Genomic DNA, 19,998 nt, shown 5'->3' on the forward strand with positions numbered 1-19,998 from the left:
AATTGAATTATTTTTTATCCACAAGCTCCACCTTATCTTCAGAAATGGTAATGAGTTTTTGCTTGTAGAGACTTCCTAGGGCTTTCTTATAAGCCTTTTTACTCATGTTGAGGTGATAGCGTATATGATCTGGTGGACTTTTATCTGTTAAGAGCAAGTAACCATAAGGACTCTCATTTAATAAAGACATCACTTTATCCACGTCACTATCGATTACATTGAGAAAACCTTGAGGTCTCAGAGAAACATCTATTTTTCCATCTTCTCTTATGTTTTTAATATAGCCAGTGTGCTTTGAATTATCTTCTAGTTCTACGTAAACTTCATTTCTATAAAGCAGTCCTTCATGAACTCCATCTATCATTACTGTGTAACCTAGAGGTGTTTCATTGACTATAATTAAGTCCACTTGATCTCCTACATTAAAATCCATTGCGTTGCGTTTTTATTGAGCCGTGAAATTATTTAAAATTGCCGACTTTTAAGCTGTTTTAAGGAATTCATCTGTGCCTTATAATTACAATTAAAAAAATGCTCCTATAATCTTCTTTGAGATGATAGGAGCATTTAAAGAATTCTATAAAATGATTTAGTTTTCTATTCTGCTTCTTTATGATCCTCATCTTCATCATCATCATGATCTTCATCTTGATTATGAGTTTTTAACCATTCTTCTCCCTTTTTATCCTTGAAAAAATCCATCCATACATAATACATCACTTCATCTTTTTCTACAGACACTGAATGACTCGATCCTAGCGGAATATGAAGTACAGAGTACTCTGGGAAATCCACCTGAGCATCGTCTGCATAGACAGTGCAATTATTATTAGTTAAGCCTAGAAAGAGTTGTTCTAGCATAGGGTGTTCATGAGCACCTACCGCATCAGGACCTGTGGTTTGTACGGTTCCCATTGCTATTCTAGGAATATATTGATTAGGCAATATCGTGCGACTTACCGTATTAGGACTTTTAATAGGTTCTGTGTAAGATTTACAATCGGTAAACTTTGCATAATAAACCTGCTGCGTGTTTTCTGCTGGAAAGGTTTCTAGATCCTTAAGATCTTGAGTAGTTAATTTACTCGATATTTTAAGGTAATGTAAGGTATCATTTACTGTTGTATTCACTGTAATAGTAGGAATAGCGTTAGGTAACAATATGGTCTCTGGGACGATCTCATAATCCTTACCAGCGGCATTTACCGTTCCATTTCCCTTTACAAAAAGATAAATAAATTTATAACCATCTACAGCCTTGTTCTCAAGTGCATGTGCTCCATTAAGTGCTACGTGTTCCACTTCTACACCGTTAATTTCATTTTCTAGAATGGTCTTGGTATAGGTGTTTTGAGCTGGTTCTATCTCTAGGTATTCAATAGGAATTCCAGAACCACAAGAGGTAAATAATAAAGATCCTAAAAGTAGGATTGAGAGCAAATATCTTTTCATTATTCAAGATTTTTAAATTGTGAAAAAAAGATACAACTATATTATATTTTTAAAGTTTAAGATAAGAGTTGTATAGTTCAATTACCTGTATGTTAGTCATTTATCGCTTTCGCGAAAGCGTAATTAATCATCATCCTGCGATCCCATAAACTGTAGTCTATTATAAAACCGTTCTTCTATTTTATAAATGGCTCAAATATCAATTCAGTATTGTATCTATTATTTCTCAAGAATAGTACTTCGCTGTGAATTCTTTTTATATCTATCCTTAGGAGTAATTGAGTCATTTATAGAGGAACAAAACTTATCACTATTTGGGTTGCTCATATATTCCAGTTGATATTCAATCATTTTTTCAAAAGGAACAAGAAATTTTGTATTCTCACAGTCCTCAAAATTACCATCTTGAAGCAAATTTAGGACCGTATGGACAGATTCAATGGTACTCAAGCAGAGTGCTTCTGGTTGTTGCTTAATGATGAACTTTGACTTAATCGTGTTATCAAAGCTCACCCGTTGAAGTTGTTGCAAGTTAAGACTCAGCTTAAGCATTTTACGAGCGCATGGCCAGGTTCCGTCTAGTATAAATAGGTTTGGGGCATTCCCCATAAATGAGTTCTTCTCTGAGCTACTACGCACCGACAGGTTGAAGCTTCCTTTTCCTGGATACAATAAGAAAGAAGAACTGTTTTCTTGATTCAGGATTTCATTCACTCGATCGTTATGCGTAAAATCTACACCTACGATAATCTCTGAATTTTCAAGTTGCAATTGCGTCATGTGTCCCGTACCATTCTTTTGTTTTTTATACTCCTTAGGATGCATAAGGATAACAAAATGAGTCCTAGTCTGGATAGGAGCGATGTGCTCACAAATACAAGTGCTTACTGGTCGCATGCATTTGTAACATTGGGTTCTTGGATGATGTGAAGCTAGTTGCAATATGTTTTATGTTTTCTAATGGATTCAATAATCGAACTATTGAATCTATGAGCCAGGAATTATAAGGTTTTTAATTTATATAAACATGAAACCTACCATTTTAATAAGTTAACACCTTGTTTTACCAGCCAAAGGCTTCATTTATTTCCTCATAAACTACTTTACCAGATATGATGTTAAGTCCTGTATGTAGGCTAGCATTATTTTCAGTTGCTTTTTTCCAGCCTTGATTAGCTAGTTGCAGCGCATAAGGCAAAGTTACATTAGTTAGTGCTACTGTAGAAGTGTAAGGAACCGCACCAGGCATATTTGCTACTGTATAATGCACTACGTCATCAATGATATAGATAGGATCTTCATGAGTAGTAGGTCGGGTAGTTTCTACACAACCACCTTGATCTACGGCTACATCTACAATTACTGTTCCTGGACGCATTTCTTTGAGCATATCGCGCGTTATTAAATTTGGAGCTTTGGCACCTTTAAGCAATACGCCACCTATGATGAGATCGTGTGTTTTAATGTGCTTTCTAATGTTGAACTCGTTAGAGAATTCTGTAACTACATGTGGTGGCATGACGTCATTTACATAACGCAGGCGTTTCATGTTAATATCCATAATGGTGACGTGAGCACCAAGTCCTGCCGCCATTTTGGCTGCTTGAATTCCTACTACGCCAGCACCTAAAACCAATACTTTTCCTGGAGCAACGCCAGGAACACCACCTAGTAAAACACCTCTACCTTTTACAGGTTTTTCTAAATATTTAGCACCTTGCTGTATGGCCAGTCTTCCTGCAACTTCAGACATAGGTGTAAGTAGTGGCAACGTACCTTCGGCATCTTCTACGGTTTCATAAGCAATACATATAGCTTTAGCCTTAATCATAGCCTTAGTTAGTGGCTCGCTAGAAGCAAAATGGAAATAAGTAAAAAGTATTTGTCCTTCTTTTACTAGATCATATTCTGATGCAATGGGTTCCTTTACCTTAACGATCATTTCGCTCGTTGCATAAACTTCTTCAATGGTATTTAAAATGGTAGCTCCAGCGCTCACGTAATCATTATCAAAGAAACCACTTCCTTCTCCAGCCATGGATTGCACGTAAACGGTATGGTTGTTCTTCACCATTTCATAAACCCCAGCAGGTGTCATGCTCACTCTGCTTTCATTATTCTTAATTTCTTTTGGAATCCCTACAATCATTTTTACGATATTTTAAATAAAAACCGAAGTTGTGATTTTTTATTGACTTATTGAAGGGTAAAGGCTATAATTTATAGGGTAGTTTTACATAAAAGTATTTATAAATAGGTTTGTACCCTAATTTTAATAGGGTGTAAGTGGTTATTTGTAGATTTTTATGATTTTAAAAAAGCTCCAGCATCAATCAAATAAATCTATGAGCCTAGAATAATAATGTCTCAAATTAATGAAGAGGCAGCGTTGTTTTTAACCACGGTTCTTTGTTATGAGTAGTTTTTATAGCTGATTCAAATATCCAATAACTTTAGATTTTGGTTCATAAAACACATATAAGTATCCGTGTCCAAAATGTAAGTATTGGTCAAATGATTCTTTATCCAAAATTTCTTTTCCTTTTACAGTTTCGCAATCATCAATATCTCCTAATTGAAATAGAAACTCCATTTTATTTCCAGTAATTGGACAATTCAGCCATTCTTCTTTGTGAATCCAATTCGGTATTCCAGTATGACCAAATTCTCCTGGAACCATTTCAATTTCTTGATTTCCAACCTTTATTTTGACAGGTGAAATGTTATCAAAACTGAAATTCATTTGTTTAAATTCAATATAAGCATCATAAGGAATGTCTTCAAATATTTGATTGAAGTTTGAAGAAACATTTTCTCTTATTAGTTTTGGTTTTTTGGGGTCAGAGTAGTCAAAAAAGACAGGTGATTGAAGGTCAATAAATATTGGGCAAATTAAATGTAAATCGAAATCAATTGATGGCATGTAACTTTCATTTTTAGAAATAAACCCAAAATAAACTATTGGACTTGTTTCTAATTCAGGCATCTCAATTTCAGATTTTGCCTTTCCACCTATTGAGTTTAGTCCTTTCTCATCAAGTATTAAACTCACTTTGCTTGATTTTTTTCTAAAAAGGCTTGATAGTATTCCCATTTCTCAAATTGCTTACAACGGAATTGTATAAGAATAGTAGGGCGAAAAAAACGCACGAACCATTCGGTTGAACACAAGCCGAATTTTTAAATTTTACTATTTATTTTTTTATTGGGAATCGTCAAATTTAAAAATTTGGCGACCTCGAAAAAATGCCCGAACCTTTGTATTAGCAATGACTTTCGCTATTTTTTATATACATTGTTGCCCACAGTTATTTTTTCGATTCTACTTTTGATTCTAAATAAATTTTCCCATTTACTTCGTAAACAACTACCATTTTTAATTCTAAATCTTCAAGTTCGTCACAACAAATTCCGTACTTTTCTTTATCAGCGTAAATCGCAGAATAGGCTTTGCTCAATTCCAACACCAAGTCTTTCCTTTTAAATCCATTTTCATTTTCAATTTCGTAACCTATTATTCTATCTAAAGGAAAATCGATTATCAGTTTGGCTTTTGTGCTGTCGGTTACCATTTGTTCCGCTCCATATAGTTTTTCTAATTCAGGCGTTTTTAGGTTTATTCCGCCAACACCACCTTTTTCTCGAATATATCTTTTCCCATTGTCGCCTTCAATTTGGAATGGATTTGCGGATTTTATCATTCCGCCATACATTAAGTCAGTTTTTTCAATTTCTACAAACTTTTCCGATAGTGGTTTTGTTCCACAACTAATGAGGTAAAAAACTACGGTAAAAATTATTAAACTGCTCTTTTTCATAATTGTGGGCAACGGTCTTGTGTATGATTAGTGGGGTGTTTAAGCACCTAATTTAGCAAATAAAAACCGAATAGAAAATCCGCGAGGATTTTCGTAAGTAGGCGAGTACTAGCCATTAATTATACACGTTGTTACCACCAGTTTTTAATCAATTTTTAATTCAGACGATTCACTCCAACCTTTAGAATTCAACATTGCAGATTTTAACATTTTCATTGCGGTTTCTAAAGATTTAGTTGCTCCTTTCACATATGCGTTTTCCCAAGGTTCCGATTCTTTTGGAATCAGATATTCAATATGATATTCGTCCATTCCAGTTGTCAGAATCACATAAGTTTTAGACGTGTAATCATTTTCGGTTTGTAAAATCAGATGGTAATGAGAAGTTAATCCCCAAATTTCCGTTTCTATAAATTCCGAGTTAATTCTTTCAATCCAATTCAGCATTAATGTTCCAATACCTTTTGAAACGACATTAGATTCATTTTTTACTTCGGTGTAAAATTCAGTCAGAGTCTTACTTTTTTGGTCTGTATTTCGTCTAATCGGCATTTTTGGTCAAATGTTGTACAACGGTTTTGTATAAGATTAGTTGCGTGGTTAAGCAACGAATTTAGCAAATACAAACCGAATAGAAAATCCGCTAGGATTTTCGTAAGTAGGCTTGAACTAGCAATTAATTTTATACGTTGTTAGGCAATCGTTATTTCTTTTTCAGTTTAAATTTTGTTCCTTCTTTATATCCAATAGGATGGTTTGGACTTTTAATTCCAAAAGGTCCTGAGCCTCCATCTGCATAATAAAATTCATTTTTATCATTAGAATATCTACCTGCACATAAAAGTTTAAATGTTGTTTTCTTTCTGTCAGATTTAGAAACTGCAATATCAATCCAAACAGGAACTTTATCATTTCTACATAGAATTTCGACTACTTCTTTGTCAGTTAAGTCAAAGTATTTTTTACCGTTATCCTCTGGATAAATGTCAAATTGTTTTAATTCAGGATTGTCGTGAGAAATATTTAATTCTAAATCATATTTGAATTCAGATTTTAAGTCATTTTTCACAAATTCTTTAGCAAATTTGAAAGAAGCGTAACTTGCTCCAAGTAGTAAGAATAGGAAATCAGGTTTATTCATTAATCACTTTTTCTAATTCTGTTTTGAAGCTTTCCCATTCAGTATATGTTTTGTCAGGAATTGTGCTAAAATCAATTTCTTCAGTTACTTGACTAATTCCAAATTCGTTTTCGAAAAGTTGAATACAGTAAAAATCATTATTTATCCAAATATCAACCATAAATGCACCAGAATCAAAAGAATGAATTTCGTATCGAATTCCTTTTGGTTTAATTAATTCTGATATTTTGTCGATATACTGTTTCATCTAATGTTGCCTAACGGCAAAGGTATAAGGCGAGTGAGGCGTTTTAGCCGGTACGCTGTGTCCTTTTGGTTTATAAATAGATGTAGTGAAGTTATGAAATTTTGGATAAATCACAGCCTCGCATTAAGCCTTTAAAACGTCTTATTCGCTTTATGCGATGTTCTTGCAAGTTTCCTAGCGGCTGGCGTTACTTGAACAAGTACAAGAAGACTAAAGATCAAGAGGTTTTACACCTTTGCCGTTCCAGCCAATTGAGTAGGTTGGGAGACTTGTAATTTATAATTGCTATAGCTGGTTGATCCTTTGCGATGAGAAGAACTATTCATGAAACACATCGCTGTTAGTTTCTCCATTCGATAAATGTTGGTAATAAATTAGGGCAAAGTACTTGTCGTTTGTAACAAAACAGTTTGCTACGCAGCTATTGCTCCTCGCAATGAGGTTTTAGAATTATCTTTTCGCGTAAGCGGTATAAAATGGAGTAGTGGTAAGGAGAAGAGATTATGCAGCATGTGCGGCAATACAAGTTTTTTAAAATCATGCCGCTGTTATTTTCCCAGTTGGAGTAATGGCTGCAGGACTATGGGGCAAAAAAAAAGCCCAACCTACGGTTGAGCTTTTTAAAATCTTTGTCATTATAATATCAGATTCCGCATCACTTCGATAAACTCAGCACAAGCAAGTGCGGAAATTCAGTTAAGAAACTAATTACACGAGTTCCAGTTCTACAGGAACCTGATGTTTTAAGATATCTTTCATGGTCTCGCGTTCTCTTATAAGGTGTGCTGTTCCGTTATGCCACAGCACTTCGGCAGGGCGATAGCGTGAGTTATAATTACTCGCCATAGAGAAGCAGTATGCTCCAGCATTTGAGAAAGCGAGAATGTCGCCTTCTGTGATTTCGCTTATTTGACGGTTCTGGGCAAAGGTGTCAGTCTCACATATATAACCTACCACGCTGTAAAAACGATTGCGGCCAGTCTCATTTGAGATGTTTTTAATCCCATGGTAGGAACCATATAACATAGGTCGTATCAGGTGATTGAAGCCGCTATCTATTCCTGCAAAAACGGTTGACGTGGTTTGTTTCACCACGTTGACTTTGGCAAGGAAATATCCAGCTTCGCTCACTAGGAATTTCCCTGGTTCAAATGCTAGCGTGATATCACGACCATATTCCTTACAGAACTCATTGAATCGCTCGCTCAGTTGCTCGCCTAGATCTTCTATGTCTGTAGAAACGTCGCCTTCTTTATAAGGTACTTTAAAACCACTCCCAAAATCGATGAACTCCAGGTCCTTAAACTTTGCTGCCGTTTCAAAAAGGATCTCAGTCGCATAAAGAAACACGCCTATGTCAAGTATGTCGCTACCAGTATGCATGTGCACACCGTTAACGGTCATGTTAGTGTTCTCCACTATGCGCAATAAGTGCGGTATTTGATGAATAGAAATACCAAATTTAGAATCTATGTGACCTACAGAAATATTTGCATTTCCACCAGCCATCACATGCGGATTAATACGTACACATACAGGAATGGTAGGATGCTTGGAACCAAATTGCTCGAGAATAGACAGGTTGTCTATATTGATTTGCACGCCCATAGCGGCGACCTTTTCAATCTCTTCCAGCGACACACCATTAGGCGTGTAAATGATCTTGTGCGGCTCCACGCCAGCAGCTAGTCCTAACTGTACTTCCTGTAGACTCACGGTATCGAGTCCAGCGCCTAACTGTTTAAACAGCTTCAAGATAGATAAGTTAGACAGTGCTTTTACTGCGTAGTGAATACGTAGTGATTTCGCTTGCGCGAAAGCGGACGTCAAACGTTCATACTGCGACACGATACGATGCGCGTCATACACATAGACAGGACTACCGTGTTCCTGTGCAATGTTCATTAAATCTTGTGATTGCATGCTTAAAAAATTAAGCCTACAAAATTAATAGACTAATAGGAATAATTGTGAAGGAAATGGTAAAGTTTTTTTGTTTCTGGGTTGTTGGGTGATTAGGTTGTTGGGTTGTTGGGTTTTTGGGTTGTTGGGTTTATGGGTGGCTGGGTTTTTGGAATTCTAGAATGTACAAGCTCCTTTCCTTTGAAGGCTATCGAAATTAAATGATAATTTAATTGAAGATACCGAGCGTAGCTCATGGGATGGATGTTCACGAAAGATTTATGAGTTTCTAGGTTGTTGGGTGATTAGGTTTTTGGGTTGTTGGGTTGTTGGGTTGCTGGGTTTTTGGAATTCTAGAATGTAAAAGCTCCTTCCTTTGAAGGCTATCACAATTAAATGATAATTCAATTGAAAATACGGAGCGGAGCTCATGGGATGGATATTCACGGAAGATTTATGAGTTTCTAAGTTGTTGGGTGATTAGGTTTCTGGGTTTTTGGGTGATTAGGTTGTTGGGTTTCTGGGTTGCTGGGTTTCTGGAATTCTAAAATGTAAAAGCTCCTTTCCTTAGAAAAGGAAAGGTGGGCAATAAGAGCAACGCGACTATTGGTCGGAAAGGTTGAAAAACGATAACTTTTCTCAAACTCAATCTTATATTTAAAAATCCAATCCTTTTTCAACCATTGATAATTAACTAATTAGCACATTATCAAATTACCAAATTGAAATACTAACAACCTGTTCTTAAAAAAAGTTTATTTATTTCAAATTGAAGATTCACTTTCTTATTTTTGCTACACTTAAAAATAGAACCTTAAAGAACATTTATGAATCTTCACGAATATCAAGGAAAAGAAATACTAGCTAGTTATGGTGTAACCATTCAACGTGGTAAAGTAGCAACTACTGCTGCCGAGGCTGTAAAAGCTGCAAAAGAATTAACTGAAGAAACTGGTACTGGATGGCACGTTATAAAGGCGCAAGTACATGCTGGTGGACGTGGTAAAGGTGGTGGAGTTAAACTTGCCAAAAATCTTGAACAAGTTGAAGAAATCGCTGGTCAAATCATAGGAATGGATCTCGTAACTCCACAGACTAGTGCTGAAGGGAAACGTGTACACCAAGTTCTTATCGCTGAGGACGTTTATGAACCAGGAGAAGTAGAGGTAGAGGAATTCTACATGTCTGTACTTCTAGATCGCGCACAAGGAAGAAACATGATCATGTATTCTACTGAAGGTGGAATGGATATCGAGACTGTTGCAGAGGAGACGCCGCATTTAATCTTTACAGAAACTGTTGATCCTGCACATGGATTACAAGCATTCCAGGCAAGACGCATCGCCTTTAACTTAGGATTAAGTGGTAAAGCATTTAAAGAGATGACTAAGTTTGTAAGCGCATTATATAACGCATACGTAGGGTCTGATTCGGCATTATTTGAAATCAATCCAGTATTAAAAGCAAGTAATAACACGATCATCGCAGTAGATTGTAAAATCACACTTGATGAAAACGCATTATTCCGTCACAAAGATCTTGAAGCAATGAGAGATACACGTGAAGAAAACGCAACTGAGGTTGAAGCAAAAGCTGTAGGATTGAACTACGTAGATCTAGATGGTAACGTAGGTTGTATGGTAAATGGAGCTGGACTTGCTATGGCAACAATGGATCTTATTAAACAAGCTGGTGGAGAACCTGCAAACTTCCTAGACGTAGGTGGTACTGCCGATGCTAAACGTGTAGAAGAAGCATTCAAAATTATTCTTAAGGATAAAGGTGTGAAGGCTATTCTTGTAAACATCTTTGGTGGAATCGTACGTTGTGACCGTGTGGCACAAGGTATTATAGACGCAAAGAAAAGCATGGGTGACGCTATGAATGTTCCACTTATCGTAAGACTACAAGGAACTAATGCTGAGATAGCAAAAGAACTTATAGACAACTCTGGAATGGATGTACAAAGTGCTACAGAATTCCAAGAAGCTGCAGATAAAGTACAAGCTGTAATTCAATAAATAAAACTTGAGTTAATACTCAACTTAAATTATATCAAAACCACTTTGAATTTTCAAGGTGGTTTTTTTGTGTTTCTTATTTAGTTTTACTTTATTAACTTTGAATTTAACCTACCGACTATGAAACACTTATACTTATTGCTCATCGCATCTTTATTTTCATATACAGCTCAGGCTCAATTTATCGAGTTTGATTTTGATAATGCTACAGTTTCAGGGAATACCGTAACACAAGACGTATTCTTAAATGGAATAGGTTACCGTTTAACAGCGGTGCATGGATCAACCAGTCCGGGAACATTATTTGATAATGGAACTGGTGATTTATTTCTTCAAGCAACCGGTGGAGGAAGACCAGAACAGAACTGGACTTTTTCACTTATAAAGGCTGGATCTTCAGAGAATTTTGATTTTATAAGTGTGGACTATTTAAATAATGGAACTAGTTCCGTACACACATTTGTAATTGCCGACGATAATAATAACTTGATCATGGGACAAACTAATATTCCGCCAGGTAATGGAGGAACTTTTATCCCAGACTCTGGAACCGCTGCAAATGCACTTAATGTATCATCTTGTCTAGTAGCTGGATTGACATTTTTTTCAACTATGGAAACTTACTTAAATAATCTGCGCATCAGACCAGTTTCTTTGTTGTCAAATGAAGATGTAGCGCTGGAACAGGTGAATTATTATCAGAATAGTGTAAAGAATTTGTTCCTATCACACAGTCAGTTAGAAAGTGCTCAAATAGAGATAATGAATATGAACGGTCAGTTAATTCAAACTTTAATAGCAGACTCAAATGATTATGAAGTGAACGTATCTGAATTATCTAGTGGAATGTACTTAGCACAAGTAATTATTGATGATCAGGTTCAAACCATTAAGTTTATTAAGTAACTAGAACTAGTCATTAATAAAAATGCCTCTAAGAAATTAGAGGCATTTTTTATATCGTAGAACTATCAGTTTTTAATCTTCCTTAGAATCTTCAGGTGCTTGTTGATTAGGATCCATCTCAGGTAAAGCATCTGGATCGTGCATGTCTTTTTCATCATAGTCGTCTTCATCAAATGCTTCCATTTGCATAGAAAGACGTTTAGAAATCTTAACGAGATATTTAGTATCCTCAGTTTTTACTTCTACGGCTTCTATAAGTTCATTCTTATGATTGCGGAAAGAAATGATGTCATCATCTCCATAACCATCAGGATAGCGTTCCACCAGAAGAGTAAGAACGTCTGGAGTAAGTTTTTTATAATCTACAATTACATTTTTCATAATAACATTTAGGTTAAACTAAATTATATAAAAAATACTATTAAACAAATTCAAAAGGAAAGTTGGTATATTATTTTTTGAGTTCTTGAAAAGCATTTATAATATCTTGTTTGTCAACAACTTGATCAGTTATAAAATCTCCTATTTGAGTCAGTAGAACAAACTTTATCTGCCCGTTACTATTCTTTTTGTCATATTTCATCAGTTCAATCATCTCTTTTACTTCATCCTCGTCAAATGAGAAAGATAATTGCAATCCATGATACCATTCTTTAATATCATCATATGCCGTTTGAGATAAATGGGCATATTTAATACTTAAAAAAGATTCTATTAAAATTCCAGCGGCCACAGCTTCGCCGTGTAAAACGGCATCTTTAGTATCATGCTCCATCAAATAGGATTCAATGGCATGACCGGCCGTATGTCCATAATTAAGTGCTTTGCGAGCACCTTGCTCAAGAGGATCCATAGAAACGATATCGCTTTTAATAATGGCACTTTGATAAATGAGTGAATTAAAAGTATCTGAATGAAAATCTGTAGAATTCTTCATATCATTCCAGTACACACGATCGCTTATTAATCCATGCTTAAACATTTCTATACTTCCATTTATAAGATGTTGAATGGGTAAGGTCTGTAAAAAAGTTGGGTCAACTATAGTCATCACTGGCGCATTAATCACACCTATTTGGTTTTTAAGATGTCCTAGATCTACACCATTTTTTCCTCCTATAGCGGCATCTACCATTCCTAGAAGGCTAGTAGGTACGTGTATAAAAGGAATACCACGTTTAATTGTAGATGCAACAAAACCTCCTAAATCTGTAATCACGCCACCGCCTAAATTGATCATCAAACTATTGCGATCACAACCTAGTTCCACCAGCGCACTCCACACACCTGCACAGGTGTCTATATTTTTATATTCCTCACCATGATCGATTTCAATTACCTCAATAGTTGCGGTTGTTTCAATCTTTGGGATTAAGTAAGGATAACAATTTTCCATCGTCTTATCATCCACGAGTATAAAAATGGTGGAAGGTTGATGTTCATCGATCCATTGATTCAATGCTTCAAAACCTTGATTTTCAAAGTAAATGGTAAAGTCTTTTATAGAAATTGGGTTCATGGTATAGTAGCTTTCGCGAAAGCGTTAAAAGTACAATCTCTACCGCTATTAATTAACCGCTTGCTATTATATTTGTGACATGAATATGAAAAATCCTTTCAATAATACAGAAGTTGCTTTTTCACTTAAAAGTAATAGGGAACTTCGTAAATCTCACTTCATTTTTAAGATGATGGGCTATCCGTCGTTAGTAAATTTTGGGTCTAGTGTGATGATGAAATCTTTGCAATGGAGATTACCTGTGAAAGGTTTAATTAAGCATACCGTATTTGAGCAGTTCTGTGGTGGAACTACTGAGGACGAGTGCAAAGAAGTCGTTGATAAATTATGTAGTAAAGGAGTTTGTAGTATTCTAGATTATTCTGTGGAAGGAAAGGAAGACGAGTCAGATTTTAATGCAGTCGTTGAAAAGAAATTGCACCTTATTAAACATGCGGCTGGAGTAGATGCACTTCCATTTGAGGTTGTAAAGCCTACAGGTATAGGGCGTTTTTATATATGGCAAAAGGTGACCGAGAAAAAAGTATTATCTGAGTCAGAGCAGGAAGAATGGCAACGTATTAAGGATCGTGTGCTGTTATTATCACAAACGGCTTATGATCATGATATAGGATTACTATTTGATGGTGAAGAATCCTGGATGCAGGATGCTGCAGACGAGTTGATACGTGATATGATGTTGCAATTCAATAAAGAAAAAGCGATCATCTATAATACGATCCAGTGCTATCGCCACGATCGACTCGATTATATAAAGTCTCTTTATGAAGACGCTCAAGCAAATAATTTTATAGTAGGAGCAAAAATAGTACGTGGTGCTTACATGGAAAAAGAGCGCGATCGTGCTGAAGAATTGAATTATGAATCACCCATTTGTGTTAACAAAATGGCAACCGACGAAATGTTTAATAGCGTGATGCTTTTTATTCTTGATCGACTGGATGTCATTAAACTATGTATAGGAACTCATAATGAATCTAGCACTTTACAAGCTATGGAAATCCTTGATAAGAAAGGAATTCCAGCAAATCATAAAGATGTATGGTTTGGTCAGTTATACGGGATGAGTGATAACTTGACCTTTAATCTAGCGCAGTTGAATTATAACACGTTTAAGATATTACCTTTTGGTCCTATACAAGACGTGATGCCTTACTTAATACGTAGAGCGCAAGAAAATACTTCTGTAGCTGGGCAAACAGGTCGAGAACTAATTTTAATTAAACAAGAAATGAAACGTAGAGGAATTTAATCTTCTTCAGTATAAATTACTTTTTCAACCGTTGCATATCGCTCACAGTTTTTAACCCAAAGTGTAGTGTTTGCAAGTTCTTCACGACCTGAGATATAGTAGAATTTACAAGGCATAGTGTCTGTCTCTGATTTGGAAAAATCTACATCACCATATTTTAAAATAAGTTGGATGCTAAGCGTGTCTATTTCTTCTTGAGTAAGATTTTCTCTTAACTCTGGAGATAATCGTATGGATTTCTTACCTATATCTGCAAGTACTCTTGATTCTGGAAACCAAGTGCATTGAGTACGTTTACCGGTTAAGAAAAAAACTAAAAAAATTAAACCTATAGAAACTCCACCTAGGTAAAAACTTAATCGCTGTATAAATTTCATTATCGCTCTTTAAAAGATGAGCAAATTTACATCGCTATAAGGTAAGTTATACCATGAACCTACAGATTTATTAGTGATAATCCCATGGTACATGTAAATACCGCATTTCAATCCTTTATCCATTCTTATGGCATGTTCAATGCCGCCATCTTCAGCAATATTTAATAAATAAGGCGTGAAAATGTTGCTCAGGGATATTGATGCAGTTTTTGAATAACGTGAAGGAATATTAGGAACGCAATAGTGTGTTACTCCATATTTTACAAACGTAGGTTTATCGTGAGTAGTGACTTCGCTCGTTTCAAAACAGCCACCCATATCTATACTTACATCCATACTTACAGATCCTTGTTTCATGTTCTCCACCATAGTTTGGGTCACAACCACAGGAGCTCTATTAGTGCCGGATAAGGCACCTACGACTACATCACAGCGTCTTAAAGCTTTTAATAAGTATTTAGGTTGTAAGGTTGAAGTGTATAGTTGCTGGCTTACTTTATCTTGAAGATTACGTAGTTTAGTTATGGAATTATCAAATACTTTTACGTTTGCACCTAAGCCTAGTGCTGTACGAGCAGCAAACTCGCCTACAACTCCAGCACCCATAATTACTACATCTACTGGTGGAACACCTGTAATGTTACCAAACAACTGTCCGGTACGGTTTTCACCACTACTTAATAGCTCGCTTGCAATAAGAATAGACGCTATCCCAGAAATTTCACTTAAAGCACTTACTGCAGGATAATTGCCACTATCATCTTGTATGAATTCATAGGCTAGAGCTGTTATTTTCTTTACAGCAAGCTTTTCAAAATAAGATTTGTTACGTGTTTTAATTTGCAAAGCCGAAATGAGAACGGTTTGCGGTTTGATCAGGTCTATTTCTTCAATGGATGGTGGTGCTACTTTTAAAATAGTAGGGCAGGAGAACACCTTGTTTCTATCAGTAGTAAGTTCAGCACCAGCCTCATTGTACTGAGAATCTGTAAAATTTGAACCGTTACCAGCTCCTTTTTCCATTATAATACGATGTCCATGAGCAGTTAATGCTGCAACAGCATCTGGTGTAAGAACGATACGTTTTTCCTGATGTTGATTTTCTTTAGGAATACCTATAAGAAGCTCTTGTTTAGAACGTTGTATTTCTAAACGCTCTTCTTGCGGTAGTAATTGATCTTTAGTAAAAGGAGATAAGTGTAGACTCATTGAAACTATTTCTAGTTCTAAAATTAGTCATTTTAATTGAAGAAACGATCACTTGGTTTTTTAATGTCATCCTCAATTTCAGAAATATCTATTCCATGGATTCTATCAAAAACCTTAATACGTGCCAAGTAGCTTGCAGAAAGCGATGCGATGACTACAGGAATAATAAAATAAATCTCATGATGATCTACATATTCAACATCAGTTATGAAAATAGTGATGAGTTGAAAAACATACATTGAGAATGGGATGATAATCACATGATACCACCAGTGTTTACAAGTAAGAAACCAAACCAAAAACAAAATCGCGGGAACTAGTTTAAGTGTAATAAGCCAAGTAGTAATATAGGCGTCACCACCCAAGCTTTCATTTACAGTTTTTAAGAAACTTAATTCATATAAACTATCAGGCGCTGCTTCGTAACTATAAAAGAAGTATGGCATTATAGCTAACACAACTGCTATTACAGTTCCGTAAATTAAAGCGCTACTATTACTTTTTGACATAAACTTTATTAACCTTTAATTACAATGATAACAAAAAAAAATCTTCGCGTTAGCGAAGATTTTAAAAGATATCAAAAAGAATGATTTATAGTAAACCTTTCTTTTTTGCATGTGCTAATTTAATAGCAAGTGTTTTCTTTTCAACTTTCTTCGTAGTTGGCGCTTGTGGCGCAAATTGTACTGCGGCTCCAGCGATTGAAACGCTAAAGACTGCTAGCAATGCTAGCGCTTTGAGGGACTTGTTGTTCATAATAGTTTGGTTTAAGTAAATAAGTGGTACTAATGTATAGAGTTTAATTGTATAAACCAACAAAAAAATATAGATAATTGTTGAGACTTTCGATAATCGGTTAAAATACCAAGATGAAACCTTATCTCTATTTATTGCTTAACGTATGTTAAATAAATGTAAAATTATGAAAGTATTAATGTTGCCTTTCTAGTAAAAGGGTCCAGAATTTCAATATTTAACTCTACGTACTTCTCTAGGTAAGGCATAACAAGCTCAGGCCACTCTATGAAGATTGCTGCATTTTTACTTAAGTAATCTTCTATACCTATGTTAAAAAGTTCTTCTTCATCTTCTAATCGGTATAAATCAAAATGAAAAATATCTCTTTGAGATCCTTGATATTCATTTACTAATGAAAAAGTAGGTGAAGATATTTCATCTGTGACTCCTAACTGTTTGCACATAGCCGTAATGAGCGTGGTTTTTCCCGCGCCCATTGGAGCATTGAATATAAATGTGTTTACAGTGGAATGATCTAGAATTTGTCTAGCAACTTGATTTATATCATCTATATGATAAGTAATAGTCATTTATCGAGGATTAAAAACAGCAAATGGAATAAGCATTTCTTCTAGTGAAACTCCACCATGCTGGTAAGTGTTTCTATAATAACTCACATAATGATTGTAATTATTAGGATAGGCAAAGAATAAATCGCCTTTAGCAAATATGAAACTACTGCTCATATTTATTTTAGGCAACTTGATAGTACTTGGGTCTGTAGCAGCAAGAACATCTTTCTCTTCATAAGTAAGACTTCGTCCTGTTTTATATCTTAAGTTTAAACTTGTGTCTCTATCTCCGACAACCTTACTAGGGTTAGTCACATTAATAGTCCCGTGGTCTGTGGTTAATATCAATTTCATGCCTAAATCTTGAGCACGTTGTATCATCTCAAGTAACGGTGAGTTTTTAAACCAGCTTAATGTGAGTGATCTATAGGACTTATCATTACTAGCTAGATCTTTTATTACTTTCATCTCTGTTTTAGAATGTGAAAGCATATCTACAAAATTATATACCACAACTGTCAAGTCATTATCTTTTTGAGATTTAAAGTTATCTGCTAGTCTTCTTCCTTGTTGTTCACTAGTGATTTTATGGTATTGATGCGTTAAGCCTAGACCTAAACGTTTTAATTGAGCAGTTAGAAAAGCATCTTCATGCATGTTTTTACCACCTTCTTGAGTATCATTCAACCACAAATCTGGATGTCTTTTCTCCATATCATCTGGCATTAAACCTGAGAATAATGCATTACGTGCATATTGAGTAGCAGTAGGTAAAATGGAACAATACGTTTCTTCTACCTCTTTTTTATAATGACCATTAATAATGTTTTCAAAAACTTTAAACTGATCATAGCGCAAGTTATCTACTACTACAAGCAGTACAGGTTTGTCTTTCTTTAAATGTGGTGCAATCTTTTTTCTGAAAAGGTTGTGTGACATTACAGGTGCATCATCTTCATCTTGAAACCATTCTGGATAATTACGATCTATGAATTTGCAAAACTGATTATTTGCTTCATTCTTTTGAGTGGTAAGTATTTCAAGCATACCGCTATCATCAATATCTTCCAGCTCCAGTTCCCAGTAAATTAGTTTTTGATACAATTGAACCCATTCCTCGTAAGAATTGATCATAGAAAGATCCATCGTGATTTTTCTGAACTCACGTTGATAATCAGACGTGGTTTTATTTGAGACTAATCTGGTATGATCTAGATTCTTTTTAAGAGATAACAAAATCTGATTAGGATTCACAGGTTTGATAAGGTAATCAGCGATTTTGGAACCTATCGCTTCTTCCATGATATATTCCTCTTCACTTTTAGTAATCATAATCACAGGCAGTTGCGATTGTTTTTCTTTAATTTCATGAAGTGTTTCAAGACCAGTTAGTCCAGGCATGTTTTCATCTAATAAAACAATGTCATAGCGCACTTCTTCAATCGCTTCCAGCGCTTCAGTACCGCTCACTCTCGTGTCGACGCTATATCCTTTATTCTCTAAAAATATAATGTGTGGCTTTAATAAATCTACTTCATCATCTACCCAAAGGATTTTTATGTCGGTCATATCAGTATCTTTGTAATTAAATCGCTGTTCATTTGAATCAACAGAACAAACTTAAAATATTAAACGATCCCATTTATGGTTTTATTACCATTCCTAATGAGGACTTATTTACAATCATAGAACATCCTTTCTTCCAAAGGCTGCGTCGTATCACGCAAATGGGATTGAGTTACCTGGTGTATCCAGGTGCTCATCATACTCGTTTTCATCATGCGCTAGGTTGCTTGCACTTAATGCAAAAGGCAGTTCAAGTGCTTCGCTCTAAGCATGTTGAAATATCAAATGAAGAAGAAGACGCGCTCTATAAAGCAATTTTATTGCACGATATAGGTCATGGGCCGTTCTCTCATGCAATGGAGCACAGCATCATAAATAACGTGAGTCATGAGGATATTTCTATCCTTTTTATGGAGTCGTTGAATAAAGAGTTTAACGGTAGTTTAACTCTTGCTATTCAGATTTTCAAAGGAGAATATCACAGACCATTTATGATGCAGCTGATCTCAAGTCAACTGGATATGGATCGACTCGATTATTTAAAACGAGATAGTTTCTACACAGGTGTTGCCGAGGGAAACATAAATAGCCAGCGATTGATCGCCATGCTTAATGTAAAAGATGATGAACTCGTGGTTGAGCAAAAGGGAATCTATTCAGTAGAACACTTTTTAAGCAGCCGCAGGTTGATGTACTGGCAAGTCTACCTGCACAAAACTGGAATAGGCGCAGAGCACTTATTACAATCTGTTTTTGTACGTATTAAAGAACTCCTTAAACAAGGTGTAACGGTTGAGTTACCTAAAGATCTATATTACTTTTTAACAAACGATATCAGCATTAAGGATTTTAATGATGATAATTTAAAACGATTTGCTCGATTAGATGATACAGATTTAATCACCACACTCAAGTTGGGAGCACAGCATGAAGATTTTGTGTTGCAAGAACTGTGTCTTATGATTCTAAATAGACAATTACTCAGAATCAAATTTTCAAAAGAACCTATTAGCGATAAAAAACTTCAAAAGAAGAAAGATAAACTAAAAGCGGTACACGACTTATCTGACCACGAGGCGCAATATTTTGTGTTCTCTGGTGCTGTTCATAATCTCGCTTACGCGAAAGCGAAACCCATAAAAATTCTCTTCAAAAATGGCAAACTTGTAGAACTCATCAAGGCTGGCGAGGAAGCAAGTTTTAAAGCACTCACAAAACGAGTGACTAAATATTACTATTGCTACCCAAAGATTCAGGATTAACTAAAATTAGTAT

The 19,998-nt window shown here is 35.4% G+C and carries 23 protein-coding genes; 4 read left to right on the top strand and 19 right to left on the bottom strand.

Annotation, left to right across the window (positions count from 1 at the left end):
• Positions 1–7: 7 nt before the first annotated feature.
• The 11 genes from ACSHWW_RS09255 to lysA all read right to left on the bottom strand — a co-directional run bounded on the left by ACSHWW_RS09255 (position 8) and on the right by lysA (position 8,581).
• Positions 8–433 (bottom strand): DNA-binding protein, encoded by a 426-nt coding sequence (locus tag ACSHWW_RS09255; protein WP_435682161.1) that lies wholly within the window; start codon positions 431–433, stop codon positions 8–10.
• Positions 434–597: 164 nt separating this feature from the next.
• On the bottom strand, positions 598–1,452 hold the full coding sequence (locus ACSHWW_RS09260) for a hypothetical protein (RefSeq protein ID WP_435682162.1): 855 nt from the start codon (positions 1,450–1,452) through the stop codon (positions 598–600).
• 219 nt (positions 1,453–1,671) lie between these two features.
• A complete protein-coding gene (locus ACSHWW_RS09265) occupies positions 1,672–2,394 on the bottom strand; it encodes a tRNA-uridine aminocarboxypropyltransferase (RefSeq protein WP_435682163.1) in 723 nt (240 codons plus the stop codon).
• A 121-nt stretch (positions 2,395–2,515) separates the two neighbouring features.
• Positions 2,516–3,601: an alanine dehydrogenase gene (gene ald / locus ACSHWW_RS09270; protein WP_435682164.1), complete on the bottom strand. Its 1,086-nt coding sequence runs from the start codon at positions 3,599–3,601 to the stop codon at positions 2,516–2,518.
• Between the two features lie 276 nt (positions 3,602–3,877).
• Complete coding sequence (locus tag ACSHWW_RS09275; protein ID WP_435682165.1) at positions 3,878–4,546, bottom strand: hypothetical protein; 669 nt, start codon at positions 4,544–4,546, stop codon at positions 3,878–3,880.
• A gap of 214 nt (positions 4,547–4,760) precedes the next feature.
• Positions 4,761–5,270 carry a hypothetical protein gene (locus ACSHWW_RS09280; RefSeq protein ID WP_435682166.1) on the bottom strand — a complete coding sequence of 170 codons (510 nt, stop codon included), beginning with the start codon at positions 5,268–5,270 and terminating at the stop codon, positions 4,761–4,763.
• 144 nt (positions 5,271–5,414) lie between these two features.
• A complete protein-coding gene (locus ACSHWW_RS09285; protein WP_435682167.1) occupies positions 5,415–5,822 on the bottom strand; it encodes a hypothetical protein in 408 nt (135 codons plus the stop codon).
• Between the two features lie 151 nt (positions 5,823–5,973).
• On the bottom strand, positions 5,974–6,411 hold the full coding sequence (locus ACSHWW_RS09290) for a hypothetical protein (RefSeq protein WP_435682168.1): 438 nt from the start codon (positions 6,409–6,411) through the stop codon (positions 5,974–5,976).
• Complete coding sequence (locus ACSHWW_RS09295; RefSeq protein WP_435682169.1) at positions 6,404–6,658, bottom strand: hypothetical protein; 255 nt, start codon at positions 6,656–6,658, stop codon at positions 6,404–6,406. Before ACSHWW_RS09295 ends, ACSHWW_RS09290 begins: the two co-directional genes overlap by 8 nt.
• 227 nt (positions 6,659–6,885) lie before the next feature.
• Positions 6,886–7,011: a hypothetical protein gene (locus ACSHWW_RS09300; protein WP_435682170.1), complete on the bottom strand. Its 126-nt coding sequence runs from the start codon at positions 7,009–7,011 to the stop codon at positions 6,886–6,888.
• 355 nt (positions 7,012–7,366) lie between these two features.
• Complete coding sequence (lysA, locus tag ACSHWW_RS09305) at positions 7,367–8,581, bottom strand: diaminopimelate decarboxylase (protein ID WP_435682171.1); 1,215 nt, start codon at positions 8,579–8,581, stop codon at positions 7,367–7,369.
• An 806-nt stretch (positions 8,582–9,387) separates the two neighbouring features.
• Between lysA and sucC the strand changes: the two genes are divergently transcribed.
• Complete coding sequence (sucC, locus tag ACSHWW_RS09310; RefSeq protein ID WP_435682172.1) at positions 9,388–10,581, top strand: ADP-forming succinate--CoA ligase subunit beta; 1,194 nt, start codon at positions 9,388–9,390, stop codon at positions 10,579–10,581.
• Between the two features lie 120 nt (positions 10,582–10,701).
• Complete coding sequence (locus ACSHWW_RS09315) at positions 10,702–11,487, top strand: T9SS type A sorting domain-containing protein (RefSeq protein ID WP_435682173.1); 786 nt, start codon at positions 10,702–10,704, stop codon at positions 11,485–11,487.
• Between the two features lie 72 nt (positions 11,488–11,559).
• Here ACSHWW_RS09315 and ACSHWW_RS09320 read toward each other — a convergent pair whose 3' ends face one another.
• Positions 11,560–11,868: a hypothetical protein gene (locus ACSHWW_RS09320; RefSeq protein WP_435682174.1), complete on the bottom strand. Its 309-nt coding sequence runs from the start codon at positions 11,866–11,868 to the stop codon at positions 11,560–11,562.
• A gap of 70 nt (positions 11,869–11,938) precedes the next feature.
• Positions 11,939–13,006 (bottom strand): 3-dehydroquinate synthase, encoded by a 1,068-nt coding sequence (aroB, locus tag ACSHWW_RS09325; RefSeq protein ID WP_435682175.1) that lies wholly within the window; start codon positions 13,004–13,006, stop codon positions 11,939–11,941.
• 85 nt (positions 13,007–13,091) lie between these two features.
• Between aroB and ACSHWW_RS09330 the strand changes: the two genes are divergently transcribed.
• A complete protein-coding gene (locus ACSHWW_RS09330) occupies positions 13,092–14,258 on the top strand; it encodes a proline dehydrogenase family protein (protein ID WP_435682176.1) in 1,167 nt (388 codons plus the stop codon).
• On the opposite strand, the gene ACSHWW_RS09335 is transcribed toward ACSHWW_RS09330, so the two are convergent.
• The 6 genes from ACSHWW_RS09335 to ACSHWW_RS09360 form a co-directional block, all read right to left on the bottom strand.
• Positions 14,255–14,635 (bottom strand): DUF4258 domain-containing protein, encoded by a 381-nt coding sequence (locus ACSHWW_RS09335; RefSeq protein ID WP_435682177.1) that lies wholly within the window; start codon positions 14,633–14,635, stop codon positions 14,255–14,257. The genes ACSHWW_RS09330 and ACSHWW_RS09335 overlap by 4 nt on opposite strands.
• 9 nt (positions 14,636–14,644) lie before the next feature.
• Positions 14,645–15,844 carry an alanine dehydrogenase gene (locus tag ACSHWW_RS09340; protein WP_435682178.1) on the bottom strand — a complete coding sequence of 400 codons (1,200 nt, stop codon included), beginning with the start codon at positions 15,842–15,844 and terminating at the stop codon, positions 14,645–14,647.
• Positions 15,845–15,876: 32 nt separating this feature from the next.
• Entirely contained in the window at positions 15,877–16,353 is a 477-nt protein-coding gene (locus ACSHWW_RS09345; RefSeq protein ID WP_435682179.1) for a hypothetical protein, read from the bottom strand.
• Positions 16,354–16,438: 85 nt separating this feature from the next.
• Positions 16,439–16,603 carry a hypothetical protein gene (locus ACSHWW_RS09350; protein WP_435682180.1) on the bottom strand — a complete coding sequence of 55 codons (165 nt, stop codon included), beginning with the start codon at positions 16,601–16,603 and terminating at the stop codon, positions 16,439–16,441.
• Between the two features lie 164 nt (positions 16,604–16,767).
• On the bottom strand, positions 16,768–17,175 hold the full coding sequence (tsaE, locus tag ACSHWW_RS09355) for a tRNA (adenosine(37)-N6)-threonylcarbamoyltransferase complex ATPase subunit type 1 TsaE (RefSeq protein WP_435682181.1): 408 nt from the start codon (positions 17,173–17,175) through the stop codon (positions 16,768–16,770).
• Positions 17,176–18,726 (bottom strand): PglZ domain-containing protein, encoded by a 1,551-nt coding sequence (locus tag ACSHWW_RS09360; RefSeq protein WP_435682182.1) that lies wholly within the window; start codon positions 18,724–18,726, stop codon positions 17,176–17,178.
• Between the two features lie 32 nt (positions 18,727–18,758).
• Between ACSHWW_RS09360 and ACSHWW_RS09365 the strand changes: the two genes are divergently transcribed.
• Positions 18,759–19,985 (top strand): HD domain-containing protein, encoded by a 1,227-nt coding sequence (locus ACSHWW_RS09365; protein WP_435682183.1) that lies wholly within the window; start codon positions 18,759–18,761, stop codon positions 19,983–19,985.
• Positions 19,986–19,998 lie beyond the last annotated feature (13 nt).

It is taken from the genome of Nonlabens sp., assembly GCF_051251825.1.
Taxonomy (GTDB): Bacteria; Bacteroidota; Bacteroidia; order Flavobacteriales; family Flavobacteriaceae; genus Nonlabens.